8 protein-coding genes are annotated in these 12260 nt (G+C 60.7%); 4 read left to right on the forward strand and 4 right to left on the reverse strand.

The window, feature by feature from the left end:
• Window positions 1-12: 12 nt before the first annotated feature.
• Window positions 13-3168 (forward strand): efflux RND transporter permease subunit, encoded by a 3156-nt coding sequence (locus AGR1_RS23885; RefSeq protein ID WP_149148465.1) that lies wholly within the window; start codon window positions 13-15, stop codon window positions 3166-3168.
• Window positions 3169-4520: 1352 nt separating this feature from the next.
• On the opposite strand, the gene AGR1_RS23900 is transcribed toward AGR1_RS23885, so the two are convergent.
• Together AGR1_RS23900 and AGR1_RS23905 are read right to left on the reverse strand one after the other, a co-directional pair.
• Window positions 4521-5642: an SDR family oxidoreductase gene (locus tag AGR1_RS23900; protein ID WP_149148466.1), complete on the reverse strand. Its 1122-nt coding sequence runs from the start codon at window positions 5640-5642 to the stop codon at window positions 4521-4523.
• Between the two features lie 36 nt (window positions 5643-5678).
• Window positions 5679-7004: an MFS transporter gene (locus AGR1_RS23905; RefSeq protein ID WP_149148467.1), complete on the reverse strand. Its 1326-nt coding sequence runs from the start codon at window positions 7002-7004 to the stop codon at window positions 5679-5681.
• 164 nt (window positions 7005-7168) lie between these two features.
• Between AGR1_RS23905 and AGR1_RS23910 the strand changes: the two genes are divergently transcribed.
• Complete coding sequence (locus AGR1_RS23910) at window positions 7169-8092, forward strand: AraC family transcriptional regulator (RefSeq protein WP_187772269.1); 924 nt, start codon at window positions 7169-7171, stop codon at window positions 8090-8092.
• A gap of 127 nt (window positions 8093-8219) precedes the next feature.
• On the opposite strand, the gene AGR1_RS23915 is transcribed toward AGR1_RS23910, so the two are convergent.
• Together AGR1_RS23915 and AGR1_RS23920 are read right to left on the reverse strand one after the other, a co-directional pair.
• Window positions 8220-9023: an NAD(P)-dependent oxidoreductase gene (locus AGR1_RS23915; RefSeq protein WP_246669713.1), complete on the reverse strand. Its 804-nt coding sequence runs from the start codon at window positions 9021-9023 to the stop codon at window positions 8220-8222.
• 8 nt (window positions 9024-9031) lie between these two features.
• A complete protein-coding gene (locus tag AGR1_RS23920; protein ID WP_246669714.1) occupies window positions 9032-9412 on the reverse strand; it encodes a MarR family transcriptional regulator in 381 nt (126 codons plus the stop codon).
• 812 nt (window positions 9413-10224) lie between these two features.
• On the opposite strand from AGR1_RS23920, the gene AGR1_RS23930 reads away from it, so the two are divergent.
• Window positions 10225-11805, forward strand: a complete 1581-nt coding sequence (locus AGR1_RS23930) for a methyltransferase regulatory domain-containing protein (protein WP_149148470.1) — start codon at window positions 10225-10227, stop codon at window positions 11803-11805.
• Window positions 11806-11869: 64 nt separating this feature from the next.
• Window positions 11870-12244: a hypothetical protein gene (locus AGR1_RS29970; protein ID WP_246669715.1), complete on the forward strand. Its 375-nt coding sequence runs from the start codon at window positions 11870-11872 to the stop codon at window positions 12242-12244.
• Window positions 12245-12260 lie beyond the last annotated feature (16 nt).

Raw genomic sequence — 12260 nt, forward strand, 5'->3', positions numbered from 1 at the left:
AGGTCGACTTCCATGGCCCGTTTTTTCATCGATCGCCCGGTCTTCGCCTGGGTGATCGCAATTGCGATCGTGCTGTTCGGTGTTTTGTCGCTGCGCACGCTACCGGTCTCCCAGTATCCGGCAATCGCCCCACCGGCGATCTCGATCAATGTGAGCTATCCCGGCGCCTCCGCCGAGACGGTGCAGGATACGGTGGTCCAGGTCATCGAGCAGCAGCTCAATGGGATCGACAACCTGCTCTACTTCACTGCCAACAGCAGCAAGGATGGCAGCGCCACCATCACATTGACCTTCGCGCAAGGCACCAATCCGGACACGGCGCAGGTTCAGGTGCAGAACAAGCTGTCGCTGGCTATGCCCCGCCTGCCGCAGATCGTGCAGCAGCAGGGTATTCGCGTCGCAAAGTCAGCTGGCAACTTCCTGTTGGTCGTCGGTCTGGTGTCGACCGATGGAAGCATGGACCGGACCGACATCTCGGATTTCATTGTCTCCTCCCTGCAGGATCCGTTGAGCCGTACCGCGGGCGTCGGCGACTTTCAGGTGTTCGGTTCCCAGTACGCAATGCGCATCTGGCTCGACCCAGCTAAGCTGACGAACTTCGGCATGACACCTTCCGATGTGTCGGCTGCAATCCGGGCCCAAAACGTGCAGGTCGCCAGCGGCGAACTCGGCGCGGAACCGGCAGTTCCGGACCAACAGATGAACGCGACTGTCGTCGGTCCGTCCTACCTTGAAACGCCTGAGGAATTCGGCGCCATCCTGCTGCGTGTACAGCCCGACGGCTCTCAGGTACGGCTGCACGACGTGGCACGAGTTGAGATCGGCAGCGAGAACTATACAACCCTTAGCTATTTTAACGGACAGCCGGCGGCTGGGATCGGCATCAGGCTGGCGAGCGGTGCGAATGCACTTGACGCCGCAGCCGCAGTTCGCGCGACGATCGCGCGCCTACGGCCCTCCTTTCCTGCCGGTCTCGAAGCCGTCTACCCTCTGGATACGACGCCGTTCGTGCGCCTATCGATCGAGAGCGTGATCCATACGCTGATCGAGGCGGTCGTGCTAGTCTTCCTGGTGATGCTCCTCTTTCTACAAAATTTCCGGGCGACGTTGATTCCAACCATCGCGGTGCCGGTGGTGCTGCTCGGCACCTTTGCGGTGCTGCAAGTGTCAGGCTTCAGCATCAACACGCTAACGATGTTCGGGATGGTGCTGGCGATCGGCCTCCTGGTCGATGACGCCATCGTGGTGGTCGAGAATGTCGAGCGTGTGATGGCCGAGGAGCATCTCTCACCGATCGAGGCCACCCGTAAGTCTATGGACCAAATCACCGGGGCGCTGGTCGGCATAGGCCTCGTGCTGTCTGCGGTATTCCTGCCCATGGCCTTCTTCGGCGGCTCCACCGGCGTCATTTACCGCCAGTTCTCCATCACTGTCGCGACCGCCATGGGCCTGTCGGTGCTCGTCGCGATTGTCTTCACCCCGGCGCTTTGTGCCACCATCCTGAAGCCGCACAAGCCAGGCCAGAGCCAGCGGGGCTTCTTCGGCTGGTTCAACCGTGGCTTCGACCGGGCCACTCGTGGCTATGCAAGCGGCGTCCGGTACGCTCTCAGGCGGCCGCTGCGGATGATGATGTTGTTCGCGGCCCTGTTGGTCATACTCGCGGTAATGTTCGTGCGCTTGCCGAGCGCCTTCCTGCCTGACGAGGATCAGGGGACCGCGTACGTTCAGGTCGTCTCGCCCCCCGGGGCGACCACAGCGCGCACGCAACGCACGCTGGATGAAATTTCCCGCTATATTCGCGAGGAGGAGAGCGGCGTCGTCGCCTCCACGTTCGCCATCAATGGGTTCAGCTTCACCGGCCGAGGTCAGAGCGCCGGCATGGCATTCCTCAGCCTGCGCAACTGGTCGGACCGCCCCGGCGCTCAAAACAGCGTGCAGGCGTTGACGCGACGTATCATGGCCCGCTTTGCCAACTACCCCGACGCGATGGTCTTCGCCTTTGCACCACCCGCGATCACCGAGCTGGGCAATGCCACGGGTTTCAACTTTCAGCTCCTCGACCGCGGCGGCCTCGGACACGAGGCCCTCATGGGCGCCCGCGCCCAGCTTCTGGGCCTAGCGGCGCAAAGCCCAGTTCTCGCGGGCGTGCGGCCGAACGGGCAGAACGATGAAGCCCAGTTCCGCCTGATGATCGACTGGGAACGCGCCAGCGCACTCGGTCTGTCTGTGTCCGACATCAACAGCACGCTCTCCACCGCCTGGGGAGCGACCTATGTGAATGACTTCATGGATCGTGGCCGGGTGAAGCGCGTCTACATGCAGGGCGATGCCTCCGCACGCATGCTTCCGGGTGACCTCGACCGCTGGTTTGTTCGCAACGCGAGCGGGCAAATGGTGCCCTTCTCCGCCTTCGGCCATGCCGAATGGGCTTACGGTTCCCCGCGGCTCGAGCGGTTCAACGGCGTCGCCTCGGTGGAGATTGCCGGCGCCGCGGCACCCGGATATACTAGCGGCCAGGCGATGGCCGAGATGGAGCGGCTTGCCGCGCAGCTCCCGGCCAGCTTTGGCTTCGACTGGAGCGGCATCTCCTACGAGGAGCGGCTGTCGGGAGCCCAGGCTCCTGCGCTCTATGCGCTATCGTTGCTGATCGTCTTCCTTTGCCTGGCGGCGCTCTACGAAAGCTGGTCGATCCCGCCGGCTGTGATGCTCATAGTGCCGCTTGGCATCCTGGGCGCGGTGGCGGCTATGCTCGGCCGCGGGCTGTCGAACGATGTTTATTTCCAAGTCGGCCTGCTTACCACCGTTGGCCTCGCCGCAAAGAATGCCATCTTGATCGTCGAATTTGCCAAGGACGGCTTCGATCGCGGGCAAAGCCTGGTCGAGGCGGCGCTGGAGGCCGCTCGCCAACGCCTGAGGCCAATCATCATGACCTCGCTCGCCTTCGGTCTCGGCGTCGTGCCGCTCGTCGTTGCCAGTGGTGCAGGGTCGGGCGGGCAGAACGCGATCGGGACGGGTGTGCTCGGCGGAGTGATGAGCGGTACGCTCTTTGCAATCATCTTCGTGCCAGTCTTCTTCGTTATTGTGCTCAAGCTGTTCCGAACCAGGAGAAAGGGCGAGGAGGAGCAGACGGCAGCTGCGTCGCATCCACTCCGGACGCCAGGAGAGTAAGCACGATGCTCTGCACGGTGATGTGGGAGGCCGCATCCGTGTATCGTCACAGCGCGACGTCGCTCATATCTTCGGCCCGCCGAAGCGACGCCGCCTTTCCGCCCCGCTCTATTTAGCTAGCTACCTACCTACCTGGCTGCGATGCAAGGCACTAAACCAACGTCAATCGGCCAGTTTGGCGTGACCGACCATTTGAAGGAAGGGCGTCCCAGGACGGAAGCTTAAGCCGGTACTCTGCGGACCTCCGTCTGTTCGACGACTCCTTCGAAGAACTCCGCAGCCAAGAATCAGGGGTTCGGCAGCTAGGTCTCAAATTCGGACGACCGCTGGAGCGACAGCACGGATCGATCGGCTTCCGGACGATTGCGAGGATATTAAGGATGATAGCACAATGGAGCGCGGAGAATGGGCGCTGTAGCATCAACGGCATAACCGTGCTCACGATCGCAAATGGAAGGCAGCATTCATACTTAAATAGGGCTCGCAGTACGCTTGGAAGTGTTTGGCTTCTTGGCGCTCACGGGGATCGTGTCCGCGCATTATGGCCTCGCGGGTAGATACGACGCTTCTGCGCCGATCATTTTACATGTAACCGTAACTGCGGCGGCGTATAGTCCGCTTTATCCCTCTTCATGGCCAGAGGAGAGGCCAAAGAACTCCCCTCGATGGAACAAGGCGGGCCGGAGGAGTATTTCGAGGCGCTCAGGACACGTGCGGAGGTCGAGCTTTCTCCAGTGCGCCTGTACTACGATCTCGCTGACATATTACGCGTCGGGGATCAGATTACCATCGTTGCTCTTCGCAATTGCCTGTCTTTTACCCAGCACCTGGTTTGCGGTTGCCGGACGGCGAGGTAGACGGATGCGACTGAGTGAAGCGTTTCAATGGATCGAGACGTTACCTCTCGTTCGGATGATCGTAATAATCCCTGGTCTCTAGCCGGATATCTCGGCATTGCCCATCTCGGGTATCGCGATGCTCGTGGGCTGCATCGCCACTGTCGATCCTCGCCTTCTTGGCGTTTTCAGCGCAAATCTGGACGATGCGCTGGCGCTAGCCGGGTTCGCTGTCGCCGCGACCACGGGATGTCGGGCATGACCCTCGCGCCGATCGCGAACATGCCTTGGGGTGATCCGTCCGAAGGCGCTTCCTGCGCATAGGCGACGGAGGCCGGAAGAACTACTTCACTCGCTAGCAGGATCGGAAGAAAAATACGCATCGGCTTTTCCACCTCTGGGGTCGTAATGGCCACCGAACGCGACCGTGCTTCACGGTTTACATCCGGTGGCCCGGAGATTGCCGGGGGCAGGCAACCTCCCAATGAATAAAAAGTTAGGCGAGATTTTTGTACATCAGCCCATCGGCCCGAATGTCACGTCGCCAAGCTGCTCAAGTGTGGCCCACAGCTTCGCCGCAACTTGCTGGTCGTCGGCTTTTTCAGGAATCCCAGCCCAGCCGGGTAAGCCGCCCAGCCCCAGAAACCCGTTTGGACCGTAGTATCCGCCAGCCGCTGCCTGCGGCCACGTTGCCGCATACAGGGTTGGTAGAGCGCCTTGAGCGGGCGGCTGGAACAGGAAGGGCATGTATCTATGGTTGCGCCCCTCCAGGCTGTCCAAGCCGGGGCCGTCCGGGACCAGGTTGGTGCGGGCGATACCGGGATGGGCAGCTATGGACGATATACGCCAGCCTTCCGCCGCGCTGCGCCTCTGCATCTCAAAGGCGACCAGGAGGATGGCGAGCTTGCTGTTATCGTAAGCTGCCCCATAGTCGTAGTCCTGAACCAGTTGCAGATCAGCGAAGTTGATTGCGCCCATGAACGAACGGCTGCTGGAAACCCAGACGACGCGCGGGGAATTGCTTTCGCGAAGCAGCGGCAGCAGCCGAGCGGTCAACGCAAAATGACCAAGCGTGTTCGTGGCGAAAACCCGCTCGAACCCGTTGGCACCTACTTCGCGGTTTTTTCGCCCCATGACACCCGCATTATTGACAAGGATGTCCAGACTTCCTCGCGAAGCGCGCATCCTCTCTGCAAAGTTGGCAACCGATGCGAGGTCCGAAAGATCGAGCGTCTCGAAACGGATCGAAGCGCCGGGGGCGGTGGCCTTGATGCGTCGGACGGCTTCCTCGCCCCGTTCCTGGTTCCGGGAGGCGATGGTTACGTCCGCCCCGGCGCGTGCGAGTTGAAGGGCGTCATGAAAGCCTAAGCCACTTCGGTCGCCCACGGGATAGCCGTTGCCGCCCGTGACGAGCGCCGAGCGCCCTCGCAGGGAGGGGATGTCGGCTGCCGTCCAATCGGGGATTCTCGGCAATCCCTGCTGACGCGGGGACAAGGGTGGCCTGTTTGCCATGACGGCGATGCCGCCTCCCACGAACGCGACACCAGCTCCCGCCGCACTGTATCGAATAAACGAACGGCGCGACAATCCTGATGCTTTGATTTTGACGGGCCCATTCTCCCCCCGTGTGTTTGTCATTTTAGCAATCTTTCCGAGTGATAGAATCTTGGCTGGTTAACAGACGTCAGTGTTTCGAAGGGCCACAGCAATATGCTGATTTGCGACCAGCATGGCGATGCCGGTCAGGATGCTTGCGACCGGGACGGTCAGCAGACCGAGCCCCAGGCCGTTAGGAACCTGCGCAAGCGTCGCCGCATCGCTGATCATGCCCACAATGAGCGGACCGAGGGCTGGCCCCAGAAGGCCGGAGCCGATCATCGCGAGGCTCGTCGCCATCGCCTCCTTGCCCCTGCCTGCCACCAGGTGGGCGGCGCCGAAACACCAGGGCAGCAGAAACGCGAAGGACAGCATGCCGGGGACGAACAGGAGAATGGAAAGCCATCCGACCGGCGCGAACAACGCTGCGGTCGTCGTCAGACTTGCGATCATGAAGAGGATAGCGGGTGGTCCGAGGACCCGGCCGGTGCCGGCGCGAACGGCACGGTCGAACAGGCGCCCGCCGATCAGCGTTCCGCAAATCCCCATCGCACCCTGCAGCAGTCCGAACGCCAATCCGGCCTCGCTGGCGCTGTAGTCGTGAGTGCGGATCAGGAAAGGAACCGCGAAAGCGTAGAACGGCGCCGCGGCGAAGCCGAGTGCGACCGAGCCGATGAACAGCCAAAGGAACGCCGGAGACGAAAGCAGCTGCAGGCTCGATCGCACGAAAGGCGCACCGTTGGCGGCCGTGCGCCTGAGCGGCGGGGTCGGGCCGACGACGACGAGCGCCAGCAGACCGATCAGCACGCCCATGGCGCCGGCGCAGACCAGCGCTGTACGCCAGCCCAGCGTATCGCCGATCGCGCCGCCAACGGCGAAACCCACCATGGTGCCGAGCGGAATGCCCATCGAGAAGATGCCGAGCGCCAGCCCGCGATGCGCGGGCGGGATTTTCCGGGCGATGATCGCATGGCTGGAAGGCGTCCCGCCGGCCTCGCCAAACGCGACGCCGAAGCGTGTAAAGGCGAGGAACAGGAAACTCATGGCGAGACCGCCGAGTAATGTCATCGCGCTCCAGAGCATGATGCATAGGACGAGGACGAACCGGGGCGATCCTCGATCGGCGGCGCGGGCGAGCGGCATCGACAGCAGCGTGTAGCAGACCGCAAAGGCGATGCCGGTGAGCAAGCCCACCTCGGTATCGCTCAGATCGAGGTCTTCCTTGATTGACTCGGCCAGGACGAAGGGAAGCATCCGGTCGATCTGGGACGTGGCGCTGACAAGAAATAGCGTGGCAAGCAGCATTATGACGCGCCGACCCTCAACATATTCGTCGCCGCTCGCGCTAGATATGGTGGGCAGATCAGCTTGCTTATCTATTGACGAAGCGGCCGTTTCTGTCATGTTCGGTGCTTCCTTGGCTGTGATTGGCATCACCAAGCTAGAGGAAGTCTCCCATGACCAGAATGCCGGATACCTCAATAAACTTGCCTATTCCTACAAGCGACCATATGCTGCCGGCTGAAGGGCGAGTGCTGCGCTGGCCTCGAAACCAACCGGAGGTTCGCGTGTCGTCATCGCTTCTTGGCGGGATCACCGCATACATCGAAAGCCAGGGCGGCGGTGAGGGTCTGTTTCCGACCCCGATCGAGAGCGTCAACATCATCCGTTCCTATCAGCAGCGGATGCCGATGCGGCAGATCTATCGTCCATCGCTCTGCGTCGTGGCCCAGGGCGCAAAAGAAATTCTCTTCGGCGAAGAGACGCTTCGTTATGGCGCCATGGAATGCCTGGTCGTCAGCATGGAGATGCCGGCCAGCGGGCGGGTCGTCGATGCAAGTCCGCAGGTGCCCTATATCGGCGTCACCATAGATCTCGACGTTGCGATGTTGCGCGACGTGCTGGAGCAGTTGGAGACGCCCCCCGTCCCGCCTGCCACGCCCGGTCCGTGCGTGTTCGTCGGGAAGGTCGACGAGCCTTTGGCGGAATGCGTGCTGCGGCTGATCCGGATGTCGCAGACGCCGAAGGCGATCCCGATCCTCTATCCATCAGTCATGCGCGAGATCTGCTACTGGCTTCTGACCGGCCCGCATGGCGCCGAACTCTGCAGTCTGGCCTCGGCGGAATCGAATTTCATGCGGATCGCCAAGGCGATCTATTTCCTGCGCGCCAACTTCACCCAGACGCTGCGAGTGGAGCAGATGGCCGAGGTGGCGCGCATGAGTCCGTCATCGTTCCATCAGCACTTCAAGCAGCTCACCTCGGTGACGCCGCTTCAGTTCCAGAAGCAATTGCGCCTTCTCGAATCGCGTCGCCTGATGGTGGCGGAAGCTGCAAGCGTCGAGGAAGCCGCCTACAAGGTCGGCTACGAAAGCGCGTCGCAGTTCAGCCGTGAATACTCCCGGATGTTCGGCGTCGCGCCAAAGCAGGACGCCCTGAACCACCAGCGCATGTATAGCCAGTACGCCAGCCGCAAGGCTCGAACTGCCTAGACTCATGTTGCAGCAGGTCGCTCCTTGCCCGTTCGGCTCGGAGCGGCCTTCTTGATATGCCGCGAAGAAATGCATTGAGAGAGGGGTGGATGCGCCTTCGGCCGTAAGCTGCCGGCCGGGCGCGCAATCACATCAGGTTTTCCTGCGCGGCCTGATAGACGGTTCTCACGACCGGCTGGAAGCCGAGGCGGCGCGCAAGCGAGGCATCCATGTGGAGGCGCCAGGGATTGCCGAGCGGCGCCGAAGACGGTTCCATTGTTCCGCCGACCAAGGCGACGAGCTCGTAGATCGAGGTCGGCGCCTCATCGGCGATGTTGACGATGCGCCCATCCATCGTGCCGGTCAGGGCCAGGCCCATGGCGGTGGCGATGTCGCGATGATGAACCATGCTCATTCTTTGGGCAGGATGCATTTTGAAACTGGCGACCAGTCGAGGCAACTCTTCGAGATGCCCGTCCTTGTCGCCATAAACGAAGCCGAACCGCTGGATCGACCAGTTCAGCCCGCTTTCGCGCAGCGCGTTCTCGGCGGCGAGCTTGCTGGCCGGATAGGCTTGTTGCGGGTTGGCCGTATCGTCCTCGCGGCCAGGGCGCGAGCTGTCGGCGTCATAGACATTGGACGTGCTCGCCATGATGAAACGCGCCTCGGGCGCACGCGCCTTTGCCGCGGCGATGAAGTTGCACGTGCCCTCGAGGTTGCTCTTCCAGATCAGGTCGGTGTCGGGCGTTCGAAAAACCGCAGCGAGATGGATGATCGCTGATACGCCCTCCACCGCTTGCATGAGCGAAGCAGGATCGAGAAGGTCCGCCTCCACCGCGCTCACGCCGGCGGGCGCCTCTTTCCCGCCGCGCATCAGGGCACGGCAGTTCACCCTCGCCCCGACAAGGCGCGGAAGAAGGCGGGCTCCGACGAGCCCCGTTGCACCACTCACCAAGACTGTCATGAAGCTGTTCCTTTCTGCAGCAGGTTTTCGAGACGCACCGTTGCGGTCTGAAGAACCCGGACCGTGGCCGCGATTTCGGCGGCGTCGATGCCGTCGAACGCGACTGAGCGAATGAAGCTGAGATCGGGCAGCTCGCGCCACAGCTTCGCGCCGGTGGCGGTGATGCGCAGAAGCTTCTGGCGCTGATCAACCCGGTCAGGCTCTTGCTCGACGAGGCCCTTGCGCACGAGCGTTGCGACGATGCCGGTCATTGTCGCGCGTTCGATCGTAAGCAACCGCACGAGATCACGCTGCATGGTCGGCCCGGCTGTTGCGAGCTGGTAGAGCACGTACCACTGCACGGAGCCGAGATCATAAGGACGCAGGACAGAGTCCATGACCGCCCGGCCCGCGAAGTAGCACCGCTTTGTCCAGGCCCCGATAAGGTCGCGATTTATATCTTGCTCCTCAACCACGACGCATGCCTCCAACCTTGCTAGCCACCTTACAAATATGTAAGGCACCAAACAAATGTCAAGTCAGGTAGTTCTGATGCCCTCGCCAGCCGCAAAAAGTAGGATCTGGCAAGTTTTTTGCGGGTTCGGGCATGGAGGTTTGCCCCGCCGCGGGCATCCTAGCGATGAAGGTGAAAGCGGGTGCGTCGAGACGAGCACTGCTCCAAGTCTGGCTTAACGGCAAAGGCAAGAGCCCGACAAGATGGGCGGGACGCGCGGCTATCCGACCGAGGAGAAACCTCCCAAGCCGGTCCTGGCTAGCGCCGTGGCGGCTCGCCACTGGGAGACGTCCCTGGGCCTGGCCGACGTGACGTTCGAGTAAGTCGTCACCAAGGGGCAAGACCGGGCCTTCGCCGTCTCACCCATCTGGCTGCGATGCGATGGCTGCTGCCCCCGCGGAATCCGGCAAATCGTCATTCGGCACGGCGAGTCGAGGCATCACATCGCGCTGTTGCAGCCGAACCGAACGGAAAGGGAGTTCAATCCGGTGACTGTCAACCAATCTCTTCCGGATGGTCGATTTGGTTCGCTGTATGGCGTCAGGGTCATTACCGTTTCCTTCACGGGAATGGAACGTGTCAACGATCAGTTTCCGGCCTGTCGCATAGGGTGTCCGCCCGCGTCGCTTCTTTCCTTGCAATCCAACAACAAAGGACCGCAGGCGCAAGCCTTGAACGTGACTTGGAGATTTGCTGATGGCATGGTCGTACGGCTACTTTACTGACCTCAACTACACCCGTGGATATTATCCGGAAATGAATCCGGCCATGTTGCGTCTGGCATGCCTATGCAACGCCATAGAGCCGCAATTGCCCGATGCGCCGTCCTATCTGGAGCTAGGCTTCGGGCAGGGTGTTACGATCAATATGCTCGCCGCGGCATCTTCCGGGACCTACTGGGGTACGGACTTCAATCCAGCGCATACCGTCGAGGCTCGCAAACTAGCCGATGCGTCCCGAGCCGACATTCACCTGTACGATGATTCCTTCGAGGATTTTGCCAGCCGGAAGGATCTCCCCGACTTCGATGTCATAGCGCTTCACGGCGTCTGGAGCTGGATATCGGAGGAAAACCGGAAGGTCGTAACGGACATCATCCGGCGGAAACTTCGTCCCGGCGGGATTGCCTATATAAGCTATAATTGCCTCCCGGGCTGGGCTCCAGTCGTACCGATCCGCCAGCTGATGTCGCTCTACCAGGATTATGGCGGCGGCAAGATGTCGAGGCCGATCGAGATGATCGAAGGCGCGGTACAGTTTGCAGAAGAGATCGCAAAGGCCGGTTCGTTCTATTTTCGGGACAACCCTTTCGCCACACATCACCTTGATCAATTGACAAAACAGGGACGTAACTATCTCGCTCATGAGTACATGAATGCGGATTGGCATCTCGAGCACTTTTCCGACATGGTCCGCAGTCTGGATGACGCCAAGCTTACATACGTCGGATCTGCACGCCTGCTCGATGGCATCGATGCGTTCCAGCTCAACGAAAAGGGAATTAAATTCGTTTCGCAGATCGGCCATCCGATCATGCGCGAGACAGTCCGCGACTATCTGGTGAACCGACGCTTTCGCACCGACATCTTCGTCAAAGGCCCCCAAATGCTTCCAGGTCGGGAACATCGCGATGCGTGGCATGCGCTGACCTTCGTGCTGACGACGCCGTCGATTGACATTCCTAAAAAAATCTCGTGTGGCAGGGGAGAAGTGGAGCTGCCTCCGGAGAAATACGACTTGATCCTCGAGGCCCTGTCCGACGATGACTACAGGCCAAAACGTGTCAAAGAACTCCTAAAACACGACAAGCTGCGAAAGCTCAAGCCGCAGGATGTCGTGGATTATCTGACCATCTTAACGGGGGCTGGTTTCGCGGCCCCGGCCCAGATCCCTTCGGACAAGGTCAAGGAGCAATGCAGGGCGCTGAACCGGCACATCCTGCAACAGGCACTTGTGAGCATGGATCTGCATCACATGGTATCGCCGGTGACCGGAGGGGGGATCGGGCTCACGCACATGACGCAGCTATTCGTCCTCGCCTCGAGCGAGGGTAAAGTCGGCGCTGCCGCCTTGACCAACTACGTGTGGGATTTCCTGGACAGCATGGGCGAACGCCTCGTGAGAGACGGCAGAAAGATTGAATCCAAGGATGAGAACCTTAAGGAAATCAGGTCTGCGGCAAACAAATTCCTCAGGTTCGGGCGATCGCTGCTGGAAGCCTTGCAGATCATCGAAAGTCCCAGTGCCGGGGATTCGTCGATGGCGGCTGCAGAGTGATGGAATGCGGCAATGATCCAGCGACGCGGATTATCGCTTTTGCCGCCATCCTGACATAAAAGCGATGACAATCTTTAGCCGTTTCAGATCGCAAATGGTGTACTATTCTGTTTTGAGTCCTGAGGACGAGAAGCTAACCCTCATTTCCGAGAAGCTCGAACGCTTCCTACAGGAGGACGATGGCCGACCGGTTGCTATACTTCATCCCCTTCTGGTCGTGCCGGAAGACGGTCTCACTCGCTGTTCGGGGTTTTTGCCGATGGCTGCCTCGTTAATGGCTCGACATGGAGCGGAGATAGTGTACCTGAGCGATCGCCTACCAGCACTCGTGGCGGAAGGGTTGCCTTGGGATGCGGCAGCTCTGATACGATATCCGACGCGACAAGCCTTTGCCAAGATGATGGAAGATTCGGAATATACTTCTTTTAGACGGTTTTGACGGTGTGTTTGTCACA

This window comes from Agrobacterium sp. B1(2019), from assembly GCF_008274755.1.
Lineage (GTDB): Bacteria > Pseudomonadota > Alphaproteobacteria > Rhizobiales > Rhizobiaceae > Agrobacterium > Agrobacterium salinitolerans.

What these genes read in the sequence shown, in the direction of transcription:
- AGR1_RS23885 (WP_149148465.1), top strand. Translation starts at nt 13, where the DNA reads ATGGCCCGTTTTTTCATCGATCGCCCGGTCTTCGCCTGGGTGATCGCA.
- AGR1_RS23900 (WP_149148466.1), bottom strand. Translation starts at nt 5,642, where the DNA reads ATGACAAACACACGGGGGGAGAATGGGCCCGTCAAAATCAAAGCATCA.
- AGR1_RS23905 (WP_149148467.1), bottom strand. Translation starts at nt 7,004, where the DNA reads ATGACAGAAACGGCCGCTTCGTCAATAGATAAGCAAGCTGATCTGCCC.
- AGR1_RS23920 (WP_246669714.1), bottom strand. Translation starts at nt 9,412, where the DNA reads ATGGACTCTGTCCTGCGTCCTTATGATCTCGGCTCCGTGCAGTGGTAC.
- AGR1_RS23930 (WP_149148470.1), top strand. Translation starts at nt 10,225, where the DNA reads ATGGCATGGTCGTACGGCTACTTTACTGACCTCAACTACACCCGTGGA.
- AGR1_RS29970 (WP_246669715.1), top strand. Translation starts at nt 11,870, where the DNA reads ATGACAATCTTTAGCCGTTTCAGATCGCAAATGGTGTACTATTCTGTT.